Origin of the sequence: Erythrobacter litoralis (genome assembly GCF_029760855.1) — a bacterium.
Classification (GTDB): domain Bacteria; phylum Pseudomonadota; class Alphaproteobacteria; order Sphingomonadales; family Sphingomonadaceae; genus Qipengyuania; species Qipengyuania litoralis_A.
In genome coordinates, this window is sequence record NZ_SOSI01000008.1 from 22,744 (window position 1) to 39,489 (window position 16,746).

At 64.2% G+C, this 16,746-nt stretch carries 20 protein-coding genes; 14 read left to right on the top strand and 6 right to left on the bottom strand.

Features of this window, described 5'->3' with window-relative positions:
• The first annotated feature begins 18 nt into the window (after positions 1 to 18).
• The 7 genes from pabB to ribA all read left to right on the top strand — a co-directional run bounded on the left by pabB (position 19) and on the right by ribA (position 6,089).
• On the top strand, positions 19 to 1,827 hold the full coding sequence (gene pabB / locus E3U23_RS13225; RefSeq protein ID WP_279351756.1) for an aminodeoxychorismate synthase component I: 1,809 nt from the start codon (positions 19 to 21) through the stop codon (positions 1,825 to 1,827).
• Positions 1,828 to 1,834: 7 nt separating this feature from the next.
• Positions 1,835 to 2,491 (top strand): RluA family pseudouridine synthase, encoded by a 657-nt coding sequence (locus tag E3U23_RS13230; protein WP_279351757.1) that lies wholly within the window; start codon positions 1,835 to 1,837, stop codon positions 2,489 to 2,491.
• A gap of 5 nt (positions 2,492 to 2,496) precedes the next feature.
• Positions 2,497 to 2,901 (top strand): alternative ribosome rescue aminoacyl-tRNA hydrolase ArfB, encoded by a 405-nt coding sequence (gene arfB, locus E3U23_RS13235; protein ID WP_279351758.1) that lies wholly within the window; start codon positions 2,497 to 2,499, stop codon positions 2,899 to 2,901.
• 145 nt (positions 2,902 to 3,046) lie between these two features.
• Entirely contained in the window at positions 3,047 to 3,214 is a 168-nt protein-coding gene (rpmG, locus tag E3U23_RS13240; protein WP_279351759.1) for a 50S ribosomal protein L33, read from the top strand.
• 86 nt (positions 3,215 to 3,300) lie between these two features.
• Positions 3,301 to 3,963 carry a LolA family protein gene (locus E3U23_RS13245; protein WP_279351760.1) on the top strand — a complete coding sequence of 221 codons (663 nt, stop codon included), beginning with the start codon at positions 3,301 to 3,303 and terminating at the stop codon, positions 3,961 to 3,963.
• Between the two features lie 267 nt (positions 3,964 to 4,230).
• A complete protein-coding gene (gene xth / locus E3U23_RS13250; protein ID WP_279351841.1) occupies positions 4,231 to 5,028 on the top strand; it encodes an exodeoxyribonuclease III in 798 nt (265 codons plus the stop codon).
• A 38-nt stretch (positions 5,029 to 5,066) separates the two neighbouring features.
• A complete protein-coding gene (gene ribA, locus E3U23_RS13255; protein WP_279351761.1) occupies positions 5,067 to 6,089 on the top strand; it encodes a GTP cyclohydrolase II in 1,023 nt (340 codons plus the stop codon).
• Here ribA and asd read toward each other — a convergent pair.
• Genes asd through recQ form a run of 3 tightly spaced genes read right to left on the bottom strand, consistent with a single transcriptional unit; the run spans position 6,086 to position 9,050 of the window.
• The gene (gene asd, locus E3U23_RS13260) at positions 6,086 to 6,931 is read right to left on the bottom strand and encodes an archaetidylserine decarboxylase (protein ID WP_279351762.1); all 846 of its coding nucleotides are present in this window, start codon (positions 6,929 to 6,931) and stop codon (positions 6,086 to 6,088) included. The genes ribA and asd overlap by 4 nt on opposite strands.
• Positions 6,932 to 6,958: 27 nt before the next feature.
• Positions 6,959 to 7,222 (bottom strand): DksA/TraR family C4-type zinc finger protein, encoded by a 264-nt coding sequence (locus tag E3U23_RS13265; RefSeq protein ID WP_279351763.1) that lies wholly within the window; start codon positions 7,220 to 7,222, stop codon positions 6,959 to 6,961.
• A 55-nt stretch (positions 7,223 to 7,277) separates the two neighbouring features.
• Complete coding sequence (gene recQ / locus E3U23_RS13270; RefSeq protein WP_279351764.1) at positions 7,278 to 9,050, bottom strand: DNA helicase RecQ; 1,773 nt, start codon at positions 9,048 to 9,050, stop codon at positions 7,278 to 7,280.
• 139 nt (positions 9,051 to 9,189) lie between these two features.
• Between recQ and E3U23_RS13275 the strand changes: the two genes are divergently transcribed.
• From E3U23_RS13275 to E3U23_RS13300, 6 genes are all read left to right on the top strand, one after another.
• Positions 9,190 to 9,495 carry a hypothetical protein gene (locus E3U23_RS13275; RefSeq protein ID WP_279351765.1) on the top strand — a complete coding sequence of 102 codons (306 nt, stop codon included), beginning with the start codon at positions 9,190 to 9,192 and terminating at the stop codon, positions 9,493 to 9,495.
• 95 nt (positions 9,496 to 9,590) lie between these two features.
• Positions 9,591 to 9,794 carry a hypothetical protein gene (locus E3U23_RS13280; RefSeq protein WP_279351766.1) on the top strand — a complete coding sequence of 68 codons (204 nt, stop codon included), beginning with the start codon at positions 9,591 to 9,593 and terminating at the stop codon, positions 9,792 to 9,794.
• Positions 9,791 to 10,984 carry an acyl-CoA dehydrogenase family protein gene (locus E3U23_RS13285; RefSeq protein WP_279351767.1) on the top strand — a complete coding sequence of 398 codons (1,194 nt, stop codon included), beginning with the start codon at positions 9,791 to 9,793 and terminating at the stop codon, positions 10,982 to 10,984. Before E3U23_RS13280 ends, E3U23_RS13285 begins: the two co-directional genes overlap by 4 nt.
• A 3-nt stretch (positions 10,985 to 10,987) precedes the next feature.
• The gene (locus tag E3U23_RS13290) at positions 10,988 to 12,226 is read left to right on the top strand and encodes a CoA transferase (RefSeq protein WP_279351768.1); all 1,239 of its coding nucleotides are present in this window, start codon (positions 10,988 to 10,990) and stop codon (positions 12,224 to 12,226) included.
• Entirely contained in the window at positions 12,219 to 13,451 is a 1,233-nt protein-coding gene (locus E3U23_RS13295) for an acetyl-CoA C-acetyltransferase (protein ID WP_279351769.1), read from the top strand. The genes E3U23_RS13290 and E3U23_RS13295 overlap by 8 nt, the downstream gene beginning before the upstream one ends.
• Positions 13,448 to 14,296 (top strand): FAS1-like dehydratase domain-containing protein, encoded by an 849-nt coding sequence (locus tag E3U23_RS13300; RefSeq protein WP_279351770.1) that lies wholly within the window; start codon positions 13,448 to 13,450, stop codon positions 14,294 to 14,296. Before E3U23_RS13295 ends, E3U23_RS13300 begins: the two co-directional genes overlap by 4 nt.
• A gap of 3 nt (positions 14,297 to 14,299) precedes the next feature.
• Here E3U23_RS13300 and ppk2 read toward each other — a convergent pair whose 3' ends face one another.
• Positions 14,300 to 15,067 carry a polyphosphate kinase 2 gene (gene ppk2, locus E3U23_RS13305; protein WP_279351771.1) on the bottom strand — a complete coding sequence of 256 codons (768 nt, stop codon included), beginning with the start codon at positions 15,065 to 15,067 and terminating at the stop codon, positions 14,300 to 14,302.
• Positions 15,068 to 15,123: 56 nt separating this feature from the next.
• Here ppk2 and phhA point away from each other — a divergent pair, with 56 nt between their 5' ends.
• Entirely contained in the window at positions 15,124 to 16,062 is a 939-nt protein-coding gene (gene phhA / locus E3U23_RS13310) for a phenylalanine 4-monooxygenase (RefSeq protein WP_279351772.1), read from the top strand.
• Between the two features lie 74 nt (positions 16,063 to 16,136).
• Here the strand turns inward: phhA and E3U23_RS13315 are convergent, their stop codons facing one another.
• Together E3U23_RS13315 and E3U23_RS13320 are read right to left on the bottom strand one after the other, a co-directional pair.
• Positions 16,137 to 16,382, bottom strand: coding sequence for a hypothetical protein (locus E3U23_RS13315; RefSeq protein ID WP_279351773.1), 246 nt, complete (start codon positions 16,380 to 16,382; stop codon positions 16,137 to 16,139).
• Between the two features lie 76 nt (positions 16,383 to 16,458).
• Positions 16,459 to 16,716, bottom strand: a complete 258-nt coding sequence (locus E3U23_RS13320; RefSeq protein ID WP_279351774.1) for a hypothetical protein — start codon at positions 16,714 to 16,716, stop codon at positions 16,459 to 16,461.
• Between the last annotated feature and the right edge of the window lie 30 nt (positions 16,717 to 16,746).

Genomic DNA, 16,746 nt, shown 5'->3' on the forward strand with positions numbered 1-16,746 from the left:
GGCGTTAAAGGCAGCGGCATGGGGAAACGGCAGCCATTCGTCCTGCTCGACGATGCCCGCGAAAGCGGCGCGGCCGATGCCATGCTGTTCGAGAACCCCCACGAACTCTTCGTCGCGCGCCGCCCGGCGGATGTCGCCGCTGTGCTGGACGCGGCCGCTGCTGCGCAGGTCGGCGGCGGCACGCTGGCAGGCTACATCGCATACGAAGCCGGGCTGGCGCTTGAGCCCAAGCTCGCGCCGCTGGCCGAAGCACACAGCTGCGGGGCGGGACCGCTGGTATGGCTCGGCCTGTTTGGCGAGGGGCGGCGCATCCCGGCGGCAGACGTAGGCGAATGGCTGGCGGCGGAAGCGCAGGGGCCGGGCAGCCTCGGGCCGCTCGAACCGCAACTGTCGCCGGGCGGCTATGCCGAGGCTTTCGCAGCTTTGCAGGAGGCGATCCGCGCGGGCGATATCTACCAGGCCAACTTGACCTTTCCGCTTGCCGGCGGTTTCGCGGGCGATCCGCTCGGACTCTATGCCGCGCTGCGTCCGGCGGCGCGGGCGGGCTATGGCGGCGTGCTGTTCGACGGGTCGCACTGGCTGCTGAGCCTGTCGCCCGAACTGTTCGTATCGTTGAAGGACGGTGAGGCGAAAGCCAAGCCGATGAAGGGCACCCGCCCGCGCAGCAGCGATCCGGCGGAGGACGCCGCGCTGGCGCAGGAGCTCGGCGCTTCGGAGAAGGACCGGGCCGAAAACCTGATGATCGTCGACCTCCTGCGTAACGATCTGTCCCGCGTGGCGGAGGCGGGCAGTGTGCAGGTGGACAAGCCCTTTGCCGTCGAAAGCTATCCCACCGTCCATCAGATGACGAGCGTGGTGCGCGCCCGACTGCGCGCGGGGCAGGGGCCGATGGATCTGGTCCGCGCACTGTTCCCCTGCGGTTCGATCACCGGCGCGCCGAAAATACGTGCGATGGAATTGCTGGGCGGTGTCGAGCGCGAGCCGCGCGGTCCGTATTGCGGCGCGATCGGGCGGATCGGGCCGGATGGCGATGCCGCCTTCAATGTCGCAATCCGCACCCTGCGCCTGACCGAGATCGAGAACGGGCGCGGCAAGGCCGTGCTCGGCGTCGGGGGCGCGATCGTGGCCGATAGCGAAGCGCGCGGCGAATACCGCGAAGCCTTGCTCAAGGGTGCGTTCGCGAAAGCCTCGTCGCCAGATCTGGCCGCCGCGCAATTCGACTTGATCGAGACGATGCGGTTTTCGCCCGAAGAGGGCCTGCCGCATCTTGAACGGCACCTCGCCCGCATGAAGAGCAGCGCACAGGAACTGGGCTTCCTGTTCGACCGGCATCAGGCCCGAAACCAGCTTCATGCATTATGCTTTACGGTCGAGAAGCCGAGCCGGGTGCGCCTGCTCGCCGCGCGGTCGGGCGCCATCGCAGTCGATGTGCAGGATATCGAGGAAGCATGGCCGGAACCGGCGCGCTGTGTCGTTCTGCCCCTGCCGGTCGATCCCGGCGACTGGCGGCTGCGCCACAAGACCAGCGATCGCGGCTTTTACGAAGCTGGTCGACACATTGCGGCGGAACGTGGCGTGGAAGAAGCGCTGTTCGTGCGCGAGGACGGCTTGTTGACCGAAGGCTGCATCACCACTCTCTTCGTCGAGCGGGACGGCATGTTGCTAACCCCGCCCACATCGCTCGGTCTGCTCCCCGGCGTCCTGCGGGAAGCGCTGATCGAATCGGGCCAAGCGCGCGAGGCGGAACTTCGCATCGAGGACCTGGAAAACGGCTTCCTGATCGGCAACGCCGTGCGGGGTTTGATGAAGGCAGAGCTCGCCAGCTAAGGTATTTATGCAAGATATTCCCATCGTTTACGAAGATGCCGAAGCGCTGGTGATCGACAAGCCTGCGGGCCTGCCGGTGGACCGGCCGCGCAAGGGCGGGCCGTGTCTCGAGGATCATTTCGAACAACTGCGCCTCGGCTTCCAGCGCGATCCTGTGCCCGTCCATCGGCTCGATACCGATACCAGCGGCTGCCTGCTGCTGGCGCGCAATCCAAAGGCGTTGAAACGCTTCGGCCATGCGTTCGAGGAGCGGCGGGTCGGCAAGCGCTATCTCGGTATCCTCGCAGGCATTCCTGGCGAAGAGGAAGGCACGATCGATTTCGCCCTGTCCAAGATCAGCAGCGCGGAAAAAGGCTGGCGCATGATCGCAGCGAAGAAAGGAAAACCGTCGGTCACCCATTGGCGGGTCGTGGCGATGGCGGAGGGGCGCGCACTGGTCGAGTTCCGGCCTGAAACGGGCCGAACGCACCAGATCCGCATCCACGCGCTGTCCGGCCTCGGCATTCCGCTGCTGGGCGACCCGGTCTATGGTGATGGCAAGGGCGCGCCGCGCACAATGCTCCACGCCGCCGGGCTGACCATGCAGCGCGAAAAGAAGCCGGCCATCGAAGCCGTCGCCCCGCTGCCCGCCGATTTCGCCGCAGCCGGATTTCCCGAAGGATAGGCGCAATGGGTAAAATCGCCGATCGGGCGCTGGAGATCGCGGAAGAGAAATTCATCGCTTCGTCCGGCCCTGGCGGCCAGAACGTCAACAAGGTGGCGAGCGCTGTGCAATTGCGTGTCGACGTTTTCCAGCTCGGCATGCCGCCCGATGCCTTCAACCGGTTGCAGGAGATCGCTGGAAGCAAACTCACCAAGAGCGGCGAAATTCTCATCGCGGCGAACGAGTACCGCACCCAGGAACAGAACCGAGAGGCCGCGCGCGAACGGCTCTTGGCTCTCCTCTCCGAGGCACTGACATCGCCGAAAAAGCGCAAGAAAAGCCGGGTGAACCGCGTCGGTAAGGTCAAGCGGTTGAAGGCGAAGAAGGCGCGCGGCGATGTGAAGTCCAAACGCGGTAAGGTCGAATGGTAGGGTGTCGCTCGCCTCGCGCTTGACTTTCGCGTGTGAATCGCGCAGTGGCCGCGCCGGAACGGCGGTGCTGCGCGCGCCGCCTTATTTTTTCGGCATTGTCCCATATAGTTCGGGGCGGCCTACCAGAGATATTTAGGATTACGACATGGCGAAGCCCGCAACCGTCAAGATCAAGCTCGTCTCGACCGCCGATACGGGTTTCTTCTATGTCACGAAGAAGAACCCGCGCAACATCACGGAAAAGATGACCTTCAAGAAGTACGATCCGATCGCGCGTAAGCACGTCGAGTTCAAGGAAGCCAAAATCAAGTAAGTCCGCGCTTCGGCGCATGTCTTGCTGAACCGCGGGAACGTGCCGGGTTCACGGATGGTTCAATGCTCCGATCTCAATACGGGAGCATGAGCACCTTGTCTTTTCTTACCAAGCGTTCCGCCACCGCTGCCGCCGCACTGGCGCTGGCGGTCGGCATACCCGCCACCTTCGCGATTGCGCCTGCCCCGGTCGAAGCCGCGGTGGGCGATCTCGACAAGGCGGTCGCCGCGCTGCGCGGCATCTCCACCATGAAGGCGGACTTCACGCAGACCGATCGCAACGGTCAGAGCGTGTCCGGCGTCATGACTTTGAAGCGCCCCGGCAAGATCCGTTTCCAATACGAGAAGAGCGTTCCGATGCTCGTCGTCTCGAACGGCAAGTCGATGTATCTCATCGATTACGAAGTGAACCAGGTCCAGCGCTGGCCGATCAAGAACTCGCCCTTGGGCGCGCTGCTCGATCCCAGCCGCGACGTAAAGAAATACGGCAAGCTGATGCCGACCGAGCACCCTGACGTCGTCAGCATCCAGGTGCGCGATACGAGCCATCCCGAGTACGGTGTGATCACCCTGATCTTTCAGCGCGATGCTTCGGCCCCCGGCGGCCTGCAATTGACGCATTGGGTCGCGCTCGATTCGCAGAATCACCGCACCACCGTGCGTTTGCGCAACCAGCGCTACGGCGTGTCGGTTGCGGATAGCGCATTTACCTTCCGCGACCCGCGTCGTTCGTCCCGTCGCCCCGGATAAACCGATTGGCGGCGAACCGTTCGCTTTTAACGCCATACGCCGCGCGACATTCATTCAGTAGCAAGCCGCTAAGGCCTATTCCTAATCGGACGAAGTGACGGGAGGCGGGTTTCCCCCCTGTTGACCCCCGACCACAAGGTCACCTCGTTACAAGCGTGACGAACGCTCAAAGGAACCCTCGAGCTAATGCCCCCGGCTCGAGGGTTTTCCTTTGGCCGAACCCCGTGCGGGGTGGACCACGCATCGCCCGCATCCTATCTGGCCGCCATGATCTCCGTCGCTACGTGGAATATCAATTCGGTGCGCCTGCGCATGCCGATCGTCTCGCGCTTTCTGAAGGAGCAGGCGCCCGACGTACTCTGCCTGCAGGAAATCAAGTGCCAGGAGGATCAGTTCCCCTACGAAGCCTTCTGCGAACTCGGTTATGAGCATATCGCGGTGCATGGGCAAAAGGGCTATCACGGCGTTGCGACAGTCGCGAAGATCCCGTTCCGCGATTTCTCCAAGCATGACTGGCAGGATAACGGCGAGGCTCGGCATATCGGGGTCGAACTGACTAATCCCGTCCATCAGGGCATGATCGTGGAAAACGTCTACGTGCCCGCCGGTGGCGATATTCCCGACCGCGAGCAGAACGTGAAGTTCGGGCAGAAGCTCGATTTCCTCGAGCGCATGACCCGCTGGGCCGACGCGGTGGATCGGCCAACCTTGATCGTCGGCGATTTCAACATCGCCCCGCTTGAAAGCGACGTGTGGAGCCACAAGCAACTCCTGAAGGTCGTCAGCCATACCCCGGTAGAGGTGGATAGCCTGCAACGCTTCATGGATGCGCATGGATGGAGCGATATCGGGCGCGAGCACATCGCCGCGCCCGAGCGCTACTACAGTTGGTGGAGCTATCGTTCGAAAGACTGGAAAGCGAACGATCGGGGGCGGCGGCTGGACCATATGTGGGCGAGCCCGGAGCTCGCACGGCAGGCGACAGGACATTCGGTGCATGAATATGCGCGCGACTGGGAAAAGCCGTCCGACCATGTGCCGCTGGTGACGGAGTTCGACCTCTGAGCGAAGGTGCCTCTCCGGCACGCAGGGCGGCGCAGGCGGTGGACGGCTTGCGTCACGGCTGGCCCTTGGCGATGCCGGGCGCGCCGCTGCTACAGCCGGTGGAGACAGCGTTCGGCGATCTTTCGGGGGAACGTCTGCTGATCTCCGCCAGCCGTGCCGCCACGTTGAAGCTCGCGAACCAGCGGGATGCGGCCATACCGGGCCAGCCGGTGTTGCTACGTGGAGCCGGGACGTTCGATCTATCCGCTGCCTTGGCGATTGCCGATCCTGCGCTCGACTTGGCCAATCCGATGAAGGGACCGTTCGCCGCGCTCGAATGCGATTGGCGGGAGCAGGCAGCGGCGGCGCTGGAACTCGCGCGGTTAGCAGGCATGCTGCCCGCCTTCCTCGTTGCGCCCGAGGGTGCGGGCGAAGCAGTGATGCTGGAGCCTTCCGATCTTGCGGCGTTTGTCGATGCCTCCCGCCTCGAGATTGCCAGCCGGGCCAAACTACCCGTCGAAACGGCAGAGAATGCCCGCATCGTCGCCTTTCGCAGCCCCGACGACACACGCGAGCACGTCGCGCTGATCATCGGGGAGCAGCGTTCCGACCGGTCACCGCTTGTCCGCCTGCATTCCGAATGCCTTACCGGCGATATCCTCGGTAGTCTGAAATGCGATTGCGGACCGCAACTCAACGCGGCGCTCGGCGCGATGGCCGACGAGGCGGCGCAGGGCGGCTGGGGTTTACTGCTGTATCTGCGGCAGGAGGGCCGGGGCATTGGCCTCATCAACAAGCTGCGCGCCTATCGCTTGCAGGATCAGGGCTTCGATACGGTCGATGCCAATACGCGACTCGGTCTGCCCGACGAAGCGCGCGATTTCCCCACGGCTTCCCGGATGCTCGAATTGTTGGGCGTGCGCAGCATTCGCCTGATGACGAACAACCCGGCGAAGGTATCAGCGCTGGAAGCGTCGGGCATCGCAGTCGCAGAACGCGTGCCGCATGCCTTGCCGGACAATCCGCATAACGCCCGCTACCTCGCGACCAAGCGCGACCGGGCGGGGCATTTGCTGGACTAGCGCAACCGCCGGCCCAGTGCCTCGCCCATGCGAACGCTGTCGCCCGCTTTGAACCGGTCCATCCATTCGACGCGGCCCGGTTCGAACAACAGTACGGTAGTCGAGCCGAGAATGAAGCGCCCCATCTCGTCGCCCGCCTTCAGCACGTGTTCGCCCGGCGCAAAGCGGTCGCGCAGCAATTTCGGCGCATGGGTTTCGACCGGGCCACCCCAAACCGTTTCGATCCCCGCCACAATCATCGCGCCGACCATGACGCTGGCGAATAGGCCGTCCTCCCCCTCGAAGAGGCTGGCGAGCCTTTCGTTGCGGGCGAACAGGCCGTCGACATTCTCCGCCGTGACCTGGTTGACCGAAAAGAGATCGCCCGGAACGTAGGTCGTCGAGACCAACGCGCCGCTGGCGGGCATGTGCACCCGGTGATAATCTTTCGGGCTGAGATAGATGGTCGCGAAAGTGCCGCCTTCGAACCGGCGTGCGGCGTCAGCGTCTCCGCCGAGCAACTGGGTGGCGGTGAAGTGGCGCCCCTTGGCCTGGAAGATGCGACCTTCCTCGATCCGTCCGACCTGGCTGATCGCTCCGTCGGCAGGGCTAAGGATGAATTCGTCCGCATCGGCCAGCGGACGGACGCCGGGCTTGAGTTCGCGCGTGAAAAAATCGTTGAAGCTGCGGAACTGGCCTGCGCTGCGTGCCGCCTCGCTCATGTCCACATCGTAGGCGGCGATGAAGCGCCTGATGAGGAGATCGCGCAGCCACGGCGTCTCGCTGCTCGCGAGTTTCCCGGCGCCACGCGAAACGGCATGATGGGGCAGGGCGTGCTGCAGCCAGATGAAGGGGGAAGCCATGACTTGTTCGATGGACGCCCGCGCGGATCAGCGCAACTGGCTGTCCTTGCTGCCGCGACGGTTATAGGCGGAATGCTTCACCGCAGTGTCGCGGCCCGACTGGCATTCGACGCAGGTGCGGACGCCGGGGAGGGCGTTGCGGCGTTTCTCCGGGATCGGCTCACCGCATTCGTCGCAATATTCCGCGCTCTCGCCTTTCGGCATACGCGAGCGGGCGGCGCTGACCGCGTCGCTCACCGTATCGTCGATTTGATCCTGCACCGCGCCGTCGCGGGTCCATCCGCCTGCCATTTTTCGCTCCTTACGAGTGTAGAACGAATAGCGGTCGGGGCGTGTTCCGCCGTGTTTAATACTGGCGAATGACGGCCAGGAACGCGTCGCCATAGGCATCGAGCTTCTTCGCGCCCACGCCTTCGACCCGGCCCATCGCCTCGCGGGTCGTAGGCCGGGCGGCGGCCATCTGGCGCAAGGTCGAATCGTGGAAGATCACATAGGGCGGCAAGCCCGCTTCCTTCGCCAGATCGCGGCGCAGGTCGCGTAATGCCTCGAACAGCGGATCGCCGACTGGGTTCGCTTCGGACCCGCCGCGCCTGCCGCTCCGCTTGCGTGCCGCGGGCACAACGATTTCCACGGATTGCTCGCCTTTCAGGATATCGCGCGCATCGCCGCCGAGCGCCAAACCGCCATGCTCGGTCGCCACCAGATCGCCGCGCGCCTGCAATGCGCGCGACAAAGGCTGGAGCATTCGTGCATCCTCCCCTTCGACGATGCCGAATACGGACAGGCTTTCATGCCCCTTCTGCAGCACGCGTTCGTCACTCTGCCCGGTCAATACCTTGCGCAAATGGCCGAGGCCGAAACTCTGGCCGGTGCGATAGACCGCGCTTAGCAATTTGCGGGCGAGTTCGGTCGCGTCGGTGACTTTGGGCGGATCGAGGCAGTTGTCGCAATTGCCGCAGGTCGGCGGCGGTTCCTCGCCGAAATGGCGCAGCAGCACGGCGCGGCGGCAATGCGGCGTCTCGACCAGTCCGGCGAGCGCATCGAGCCGTTGCCGTTCCGCCGCACGCCGCGCTTCGCCGACTTCCGCCAAGCGCGAGCGGGCGGTAGCGAAATCGCCCGCGCTCCAGAACATGTCGGCTCTCGCCGGATCGCCGTCGCGTCCGGCGCGGCCGGTCTCCTGATAATAGCCCTCGATCGATTTCGGCACGCCGACATGTGCGACGAAGCGCACGTCTGGCTTGTCGATCCCCATGCCGAAGGCGACCGTGGCCACGATCACCATGTCCTCGCTGGCGACGAAGGCGGCTTGGTTGGCGGCCCGCGTCTCCGCATCGAGACCGGCGTGATAGGGCCGCACGGCGCGCCCCGTGGCAGCGCCGAGCTTTTCGGCAAGATCCTCTACCTTGCGGCGGGTGGGCGCATACACGATGCCCGCGCCCGGCTGTTCGGCCATCAATGCGGCGATCTGGCGTACGGGATTGTCGCGAGGGGCAATGGCATAGCGGATGTTGGGCCGGTCGAAGCCCGCCAGCACCAGTCCGTCTTCCGGAATACCGAGCTGCGCCATCACGTCGGCGCGGGTCTGCCGGTCGGCGGTGGCCGTCAAAGCGAGGCGGGGCACGTCCGGGAACTGGTCCATAAGCGGGCGTAGCTGGCGGTAATCGGGGCGGAAGTCGTGACCCCATTCCGAAACGCAGTGCGCCTCGTCCACCGCAAACAGGGCAAGCGGAGTGGCGCTCAGGAATTCGCGAAAGGCGGGCTGGCTGGCGCGTTCGGGCGCGACGTAGAGCAGGTCGAGCGCGCCTGCACGAAAGGCGTCCTGCGTTTCGCGCCAGTCGCTATCCGCACTGGTCAGGGTGGCGGCGCGGATACCGTTTGCCCGCGCGCTCCGCAATTGATCGTGCATCAGGGCGATAAGCGGGCTGATAACGACGCGGGTGCCTTCCAGCATCACGGCGGGCAGTTGATAGGTCAGCGACTTGCCCGCACCGGTCGGCATCACGGCAAGGGTCGATTCCCCGTTGAGCACGCGCGCGACGACATCGGCCTGCCGCCCGCGAAATTCGTCGAAACCGAAGATGTCGCGCAGATAGTCGCGTGCGCGGGCGAGGCGATCCATGGCCCCTGCCTTGGGAGCAGACCGGGCCGGGCGCAAGCGCACCATACGCGTTTTTCCCGTGGTCAGCGCTGCGCTGCCGGAGTAACACGCGGTCCGATGCGGCGATATGATGCCGCGACCTTTGTAAGGAGTTATGCAAATGAAGTTCCGTTTCACCGTGCTCGCCGCCGGTTCCATCGCCCTTGCCGCCTGCGGTGGCGGGAACGAGGACGCTTCGATGGAAGCCGAAGCCGACACCGTCGAAATCACCGCAGACGAGGCGCTCGCTCCTGTGAACGAGATGCCGGTCGAGGATCCCAACGCCAATGTCGTGACCGCTCCCGCCACGCCGGTCGACAATACGACCGAGGAAGAGCGCATCCAGGAAGCGGGCGACAGTGCCGCGGACACCGCAGCCGCCGCGATGGACGCGATGGCGGAAGACAGCGCCGACCAGCAGAACTGAGTTGGAACGGCGGGTGGCGGGGGCCGAACGCGCGCCTCCGCCGTCTTGCCGTAGCGGAATTGGCGGGGCGGAATTCTGCCGCTAGAAAACCGGGTATGATTCACCGCCTCGCATTCGCCTCCGCATCGGGTCTGATCCTCGCCGGCTGCGGCACTCCGCCCGAACAGCGCCGGGTCGATCCCGCCACCACGGAGGAGGCACAGGCGCTGGAAGACGCGGCCTCCATGCTCGACGAACGCGAAGCCGCGCCGCCGGACACGCAAATTCAAGATAACCAGACATCGGGAGAGACACGATGAGCGATGCACCTGCCACCGCCAATCCGGGCATGGATGCCGACGTTTTCGAGCAGTTCCACGAACAGCTCGAACGCTATGTGCGCGAACGCCTGCTTCCGGCGGAAAAGGACGTCATCGCGAACGACAAGATCCCCGAGGAAATCGTTGAGGAAATGAAGGAAATGGGGCTGTTCGGCCTCTCCGTTCCCGAGGACCATGGCGGGGCGGGTCTCAACATGACGCAGTACGCCAAGATCGTGAAAACGATGGCCTATGCCGCGCCCGCCTATCGCTCGATCTTCTCAATCAATATCGGGATGTTCAATTCTGCGTTGAAGAACGGCGGCACCAAGGCGCAGCAGGAGGAGTGGTGGCCGCGCATTGCGGGCGGCGAGATCGCCTGCTTCGGCCTCACCGAACCCGGCTCGGGCAGCGACAGCGCCGCGATGCAGACCACCGCCAAACCCAATCCCGACGGCAATGGCTGGATCCTCAATGGCTCCAAGCGCTACATCACCAACGCGCCCCATGCCGATGTCGCACTGATCATGGCGCGCACGGAGAAGGAGGCGCAGCCCAAGAACGCGCACGTCTCCGCCTTCATCGTGCCGATGGACACGCCCGGCGTTTCAGTTGGCAGCCCGGACGAGAAGATGGGACAGGCGGGCAGCCATATCGCCGATGTCATGCTCGACGATGTGCACGTGCCGGGCGATGCGTTGCTTGGCGGGGAAACCGGCAAGGGCTTCCGCTTCGCGATGATGAGCCTCGATAACGGGCGCATATCGGTCGGCGCGGCGAGCACCGGCTATGCCCGTCGTGCGCTCGATTCCGCGTTGCGCTACGCCAATGAGCGGCAGGCGTTCGGCGAACCGATTTCGAGCTTCCAGCTGATCCAGCAGATGCTCGCAGAAAGCGAGACCGAAATCTACGCCGCCGAGTGCATGATGGCGGACGTGACCGCGCGCGCCGATCGGGGCGAGAATACCATTCGCCAGGCCGCCGCCTTCAAGGTTTTCGCCTCGGAGATGTGCGGCCGCGTGGTCGACCGCGTGGTCCAGATTTATGGCGGCGCAGGCTACCTTGCCGAATACGATGCCGAGCGCTTCTTCCGAGATGCCCGCATCTACCGCATCTACGAAGGGACGACGCAGATCCTGCAATTGCAGATCGCCAAGAACATGCTGCGCGAATACGCCGCGCAGGCCTGAGGCGTGTACGACCTTCTTAGCGACCTATCGATCATCGAGGCGTCGAGCTTCGTCGCCTCGCCCACGGCCGGCCTCTATTGCGCGCAGATGGGCGCGGAGGTCATCCGCGTCGATCACAAGGAAGGCGGGCTCGATTACGACCGTTACCTGCTGACAGAGGAAGGCCGCTCGCTCGCCTGGGAGAACCTCAACCGGGCGAAGAAATCGGTCGCCCTCGATCTGCGCAGCGGCGTAGGGCGCGAACTGCTGGTCGAACTCAGCGCGAAAACCGGCAATCTCATCACCAACCTGCCGGAGAAAAGCTTTCTAAGCCATGCAGCGGTTGCCGCCGAGCGCCCCGATCTCGTCAGCGTGCGCATCATGGGCTGGCACGACGGACGCCAGGCGATGGACTTCACGGTCAATGCGGCGAGCGGCTATCCGCTGATGTGTGGGCCGGAAGAATGGGACATGGCCACCGCGCCACCGGTCAACCAGGTATTGCCCGCCTGGGACTTCATCACGGGCGCCTATTGCGCCTTCGCCATGCTTGCCGCGCTGCGGCACCGCGACCGGACGGGCGAGGGCAGCGAAGTGCGCGTGCCGTTGGGCGATGTCGCGATCGGGACATTGGCGAATAGCGGCGCGATGGCGGAAATGCTCCATCGCGGCGGCGATCGGGAGCGGCTCGGCAATGCGATCTGGGGTGCGTTCGGGCGCGATTTCCGCACTAGGGACGGGGTGCGCTTCATGGTCGCCGCGCTGACCGCCAAGCAATGGACGGGGCTGGTGCGGGCTTTCAACGTCGAGCACCAAATCGCGGCGCTCGAACAGAAGTTGGGTGTACGCTTCGCCGAGGGGGACCGCCCGCGCTTCGAGCACCGCCATTCGCTGTTCGATCTCTTCCAGCGTAAGGCCGAAGGACAGGATTGGGCCGACCTCTCCGCCGCGATGGCACGCGAAGGCTGCACGTTCGAGCGCTATCGCACGGCGTACGAAGCCGCCAACGACCCCGTACTTGTCGGAGACAATCCGTTGTTCGCGACCACAGCCGACAATCCGAGCGGGTTGGAATATCCCGCCCCGCGCAGCTTCGCCAATATGCCCGAGCGCGAAGCCGGCGCCCCCCGGCCCGCGCCGTTCCTCGGTCAGCATACCGAAGAGGTGCTGGCCGAACGGCTCGGCCTCTCATCCGCCGCGATCGGCACGCTCGTCGACCGCGATATCGCCCGTCTTTCCGACAAGGACCGTATCTATGCCTGAACTTCGCCGCGTCGCCATCTGCAAGCCGCTCCGCACCCCCGTCGGGGCAATTCTCGGCACACTGGCCCCGCTCGAGGCCGGTGAACTCGGCGCGAAGATCATCACGGCGGTGATCGAGCGCAGCGGCCTCGATCCGTCGCGGGTGGACGATGTCGTCTTCAGCCAGGGCTACGGCAATGGCGAGGCGCCGGCCATCGGGCGCTGGAGCTGGCTCGCCGCCGGCTACCCGATCGAAGTGCCCGGCTACCAGCTCGACCGGCGTTGCGGCTCGGGCCTGCAGGCGGTCGTCAATGCGGCGATGATGGTGCAGACCGGCGCGGCGGACTGCGTGCTGGCGGGCGGTGTCGAAAGCATGTCGAACGTCGAGCATTACACGACCAAAGCCCGCCACGGCGCGCGGCTCGGCGACATGGTGCTGTGGGACCGACTGACCCGCGGTCGGCTGATGAGCCAGCCGATCGAGCGGTTCGGCGTCATCACTGGCATGATCGAGACGGCCGAGAACCTCGCCAAGGATTACGATATTTCCCGTGAGGAAGCCGACGCCTTCGCCGTGCGGAGCCATCAGAATGCAGCGGCGGCATGGAACGCGGGGCGGTTCGACGAGCAACTCGTCGAAGTCGAAATCCCCCAGCGACGCGGCGACCCGGTAATGTTCGCCAAGGACGAGGGCTTCCGCGCCGATGCAAGCATGGAGACACTGGGCGGGCTTCGCGCGATCGACGGCAAGCGCGACAAGGATGCCATCGTCACTGCCGGCAATGCGAGCCAGCAGAACGATGCCGCCGCCGCCTGCCTCGTTGTGGCCGAAGACAAGGTCGAGGAACTTGGGCTCGAACCGATCCTGTGGTTCCATTCGTGGAGCGCGGCGGGCTGCGATCCTTCGCGCATGGGCATCGGCCCGGTCCCGGCGGTTGAACGGTTGTTCGCGCGTAGCGGGCTCGGCTGGAACGATATTGGCCTCATCGAACTGAACGAGGCGTTCGCCCCGCAGGCTCTCGCCGTGATGAAAGGATGGGGCTTCGCCGAGGACGACAGTCGCCGTGATATCGTCAACGTCAACGGTTCGGGCATTTCTCTCGGCCATCCCATCGGCGCGACCGGCATCCGCATCCTCGCGGACATGGCGTACGAGATGCAGCGGCGCGAAGTGCGCTACGGCCTCGAAACCATGTGCATCGGCGGCGGGCAGGGCATGGCGGCGGTGTTCGAGCGGGCGGCGTGACCGACTGGCAGGACTGGATCGGGCGCGAGCAGCGGGCTGCGGACCGGCTCGATCAAGGCCTAGCTGCACGCTGGTGCGCAACCTTCGATAGCGACGCTCCGGCGGGCGCCACCATGCCGCAAGGGGTCCACTTCTGCCTCTGCACACCCGAAGCGCGAACCGGACAATTGGGCGAAGACGGCCACCCTGCACGCAGCGAGGCGGGGTTCCTGCCGCCGATCCCGCTGCCGAGGCGTATGTGGGCGGGAAGCGATATTCGTTTCCATGCCCCGCTTGCCATCGGTGCGACGATCGAACGGACAAGCCGCATCGCATCGGTCACGCCCAAATCTGGCAATCGGGGCGAGATGGTGTTTGTTGCTGTCGAGCATGAGACCAGCGCCGATGGCGTGCTGGCTGCCAGAGAGACGCAGAACCTCGTCTATCTCGAAGCGGTGGCCGAAGATGCTCCGCTATCGCCGCCGGAAGCGGGCGGCGATACGTTCGACCGCTCGGAATGGGAAGCGCACCATGAGGTCGCCCCGAACGAAGCGCTGTTGTTCCGATACTCCGCACTGACGTTCAACAGCCACCGTATCCATTACGATGCGCCCTATGCGCGCGCGGTCGAGCGGTATCGCGGGCTGGTGGTCCACGGACCGCTGACAGCGAGCCTGCTGCTGCAACTCGCCGCAGCGAAATATGGCGAGAACCGTCTAGCGCAGTTCCGATTTCGCGGGCTCAGCCCGGCTATCGCGAACGAGCCGCTTCATCTCGTCATGCGAGAGGGGGAAGATGGCATCGAACTCGGCGCTTTCGCTTCCGACGGGCGCCAGATCACCGAAGCAGGTGCCTATCTGTCCTGAATGTCAGCCGGTAAAATCCGGCAATGGTTTCAGCGCGCCGTATCGCTCCACCAGCGGGGTGTGGCCGAGGGGCGGGAACGCAATTTCGGGCGGAGGCACCATCGTATCGGGCAAGCGATCGAGCAAATCGCGGATCAGGGTCAGCCGCCCCTGCTTCTGGTCGTTGAAGTCCACCAGCGTCCACGGCGCCCAGACGGTATGGGAGGCCTCGAACATCCGCTCGCGCGCTTCGGTGTAATCCTCGTACCGCTCGCGCGCGGCTAGATCGATTGGCGAAAGCTTCCAGCGCTTCAACGGATCGTCCAGCCGTTCGCGCAGCCGTTCTTCCTGCTGCGCCTGATCGGTCGCCAACCAGTATTTCAACAAATGGATGCCGTCGTCGGTCAGCATCTTCTCGAAGGTCGGCACCTGCACAAGGAATTGCGTGACCTGATCTTCGGTCGCGAAGCCCATGACCTTTTCCACGCCCGCCCGGTTGTACCAGCTTCGGTCGAACAGCACGATTTCGCCGGCGGTTGGCAAATGCTGGACATAACGCTGGAAATACCATTCGCCGCGCTCACGATCGGTCGGTGTGCCGAGCGCGACGACATGGCACTGGCGCGGATTCAGCCGTTCCGAAACCGCGCCGATCGCGCCGCCCTTGCCTGCCGTATCCCGCCCTTCGAACAGCACGACCACCCGCGCGCCGGTTGCCTTTAGCCAACGCGCCATGCCGACAAGTTCTTCCTGCATCGGTTCGAGCAGGCGTTCGTAGTCTTTGCGTTTCATGGCGGATTGGCTCCCATCGTTTGTGCCGCACGGCGATTGGTAGTAGCTTCTATTGCATGGCTACACTTGCAGAACCGCAAACCGATTTCACCCGTCTGCCCGATATGGACGAAAGCGTGTTTACCGCGCCGCTTAAACGACCGGACCACGTCGGCGAAGACTGGCTCGAGCCCAAGCAAACCGAATATGACAGCGAGGACGACGCGATCTGGAACGACCTGTTCGCGCGGCAGATGCAGGTCCTGCCGGGCCGCGCGGCGACGGCATTCATGCATGGTCTCGAAAAGCTCGATCTCGGCAAGGGCGGCGTGCCCGATTTCGGCGAGCTCAGCGAAAATCTCAACAAGCTGACCGGGTGGAGCGTGGTGCCCGTGCCCATGCTTATCCCCGATCACGTGTTCTTCTGGCATCTCGCCAACCGGCGCTTTCCCGCCGGCAATTTCATCCGCACGCGCGAGACGTTCGATTACATCCAGGAGCCGGACGTGTTTCACGACGTGTTCGGGCACGTCCCCATGCTGACCGATCCGACCTATGCCGATTACATGGCGGAATACGGCAAGGCAGGCTGGAAGGCGATGCGCTACAACCGGCTAAAGGCGCTGGGTTCGCTATACTGGTACACCGTCGAATTCGGGCTGTTGCAGGAGAAGGACGAAATCCGCGCCTATGGGGCCGGCATTCTCTCCGGGCCGACCGAAGTGGTTTATGCGACCGAAGCGGAAAGTCCCAACCGCATCATGCTGAATGTCGACCGGGTAATGCGCACCGATTACGTCATCAGCGACCTGCAGCCGACCTATTTCGTTATCGAGAGTTTCGAGGACCTGTTCCGCCAGACGGTGGAGCGCGATTTCGACAAGCTCTACCGCAATCTCGGCCCGGGCTTCACCTATGCCAATACGGCGGTGATCGACATCGATTACGTCGTCAATCGCGGCACGCTGGAATACACGTTGCGCGGCGGGCGGGGCAGCGGCGCGGCGCCGGTCTGAAACCCTTCGGACAAAAACAAAACGGCCCCGGATTGCTCCGGGGCCGCTTCGTAATTAACTTCGAACGAACGAAATTACATCGTTTCGTCGACCTGGTCTTCCATGTTTTCTTCCATGGCATCGGTCTGATCGTCCATGGCATCGGCCTGTTCGTCGGTGATCTGGCCCGAAGCTTCCATGTCGTTGACCTGCGCGTCGCGCGTATCTTCCATCTGTTCGATGTTATCTTCGGCCTGGTTTTCGGCCGGGCTGTCGCATGCGGCGACGCCGAGGCTGAGAGCGGCGGCCGAAGCGACGAGCAGAGTTTTGTTGAACTTCATGATTTTCCCCTTTGTTGAAAGACGGTGGCGTATAGCCCGGGGCGAAGGGTTTGGTAAGCCCTATTGTCGCCTTATTTCAAACCGCGGTGCGACGGCGCCGTACGAACACGAAAAGCGCAACGAAAACCGCAGCACCCAAAAGTCCGGCGAGCAAGGCGATGGCGGTTACCGATCCAAGGACCATGCCACTCGAAACTGCGAAGCCCACGATTACCGAACCTGCCGCGCCGAACGCGACCGTGCGCCCGATCTCGCCGCCATCCTCGATCCGCAGCGCGATCGTGGTCAGCCAGCCGACCAGTATTCCAGTGACGAGGAGTAAGAGCAGTCCCATCGGTCTTCCCAAAGCCTAACGTGTGAAACA

What these genes read in the sequence shown, in the direction of transcription:
- pabB (WP_279351756.1), top strand. Translation starts at nt 19, where the DNA reads ATGGGGAAACGGCAGCCATTCGTCCTGCTCGACGATGCCCGCGAAAGC.
- E3U23_RS13230 (WP_279351757.1), top strand. Translation starts at nt 1,835, where the DNA reads ATGCAAGATATTCCCATCGTTTACGAAGATGCCGAAGCGCTGGTGATC.
- arfB (WP_279351758.1), top strand. Translation starts at nt 2,497, where the DNA reads ATGGGTAAAATCGCCGATCGGGCGCTGGAGATCGCGGAAGAGAAATTC.
- rpmG (WP_279351759.1), top strand. Translation starts at nt 3,047, where the DNA reads ATGGCGAAGCCCGCAACCGTCAAGATCAAGCTCGTCTCGACCGCCGAT.
- E3U23_RS13245 (WP_279351760.1), top strand. Translation starts at nt 3,301, where the DNA reads ATGAGCACCTTGTCTTTTCTTACCAAGCGTTCCGCCACCGCTGCCGCC.
- xth (WP_279351841.1), top strand. Translation starts at nt 4,231, where the DNA reads ATGATCTCCGTCGCTACGTGGAATATCAATTCGGTGCGCCTGCGCATG.
- asd (WP_279351762.1), bottom strand. Translation starts at nt 6,931, where the DNA reads ATGGCTTCCCCCTTCATCTGGCTGCAGCACGCCCTGCCCCATCATGCC.
- E3U23_RS13265 (WP_279351763.1), bottom strand. Translation starts at nt 7,222, where the DNA reads ATGGCAGGCGGATGGACCCGCGACGGCGCGGTGCAGGATCAAATCGAC.
- recQ (WP_279351764.1), bottom strand. Translation starts at nt 9,050, where the DNA reads ATGGATCGCCTCGCCCGCGCACGCGACTATCTGCGCGACATCTTCGGT.
- E3U23_RS13275 (WP_279351765.1), top strand. Translation starts at nt 9,190, where the DNA reads ATGAAGTTCCGTTTCACCGTGCTCGCCGCCGGTTCCATCGCCCTTGCC.
- E3U23_RS13280 (WP_279351766.1), top strand. Translation starts at nt 9,591, where the DNA reads ATGATTCACCGCCTCGCATTCGCCTCCGCATCGGGTCTGATCCTCGCC.
- E3U23_RS13285 (WP_279351767.1), top strand. Translation starts at nt 9,791, where the DNA reads ATGAGCGATGCACCTGCCACCGCCAATCCGGGCATGGATGCCGACGTT.
- E3U23_RS13295 (WP_279351769.1), top strand. Translation starts at nt 12,219, where the DNA reads ATGCCTGAACTTCGCCGCGTCGCCATCTGCAAGCCGCTCCGCACCCCC.
- ppk2 (WP_279351771.1), bottom strand. Translation starts at nt 15,067, where the DNA reads ATGAAACGCAAAGACTACGAACGCCTGCTCGAACCGATGCAGGAAGAA.
- phhA (WP_279351772.1), top strand. Translation starts at nt 15,124, where the DNA reads ATGGCTACACTTGCAGAACCGCAAACCGATTTCACCCGTCTGCCCGAT.
- E3U23_RS13315 (WP_279351773.1), bottom strand. Translation starts at nt 16,382, where the DNA reads ATGAAGTTCAACAAAACTCTGCTCGTCGCTTCGGCCGCCGCTCTCAGC.
- E3U23_RS13320 (WP_279351774.1), bottom strand. Translation starts at nt 16,716, where the DNA reads ATGGGACTGCTCTTACTCCTCGTCACTGGAATACTGGTCGGCTGGCTG.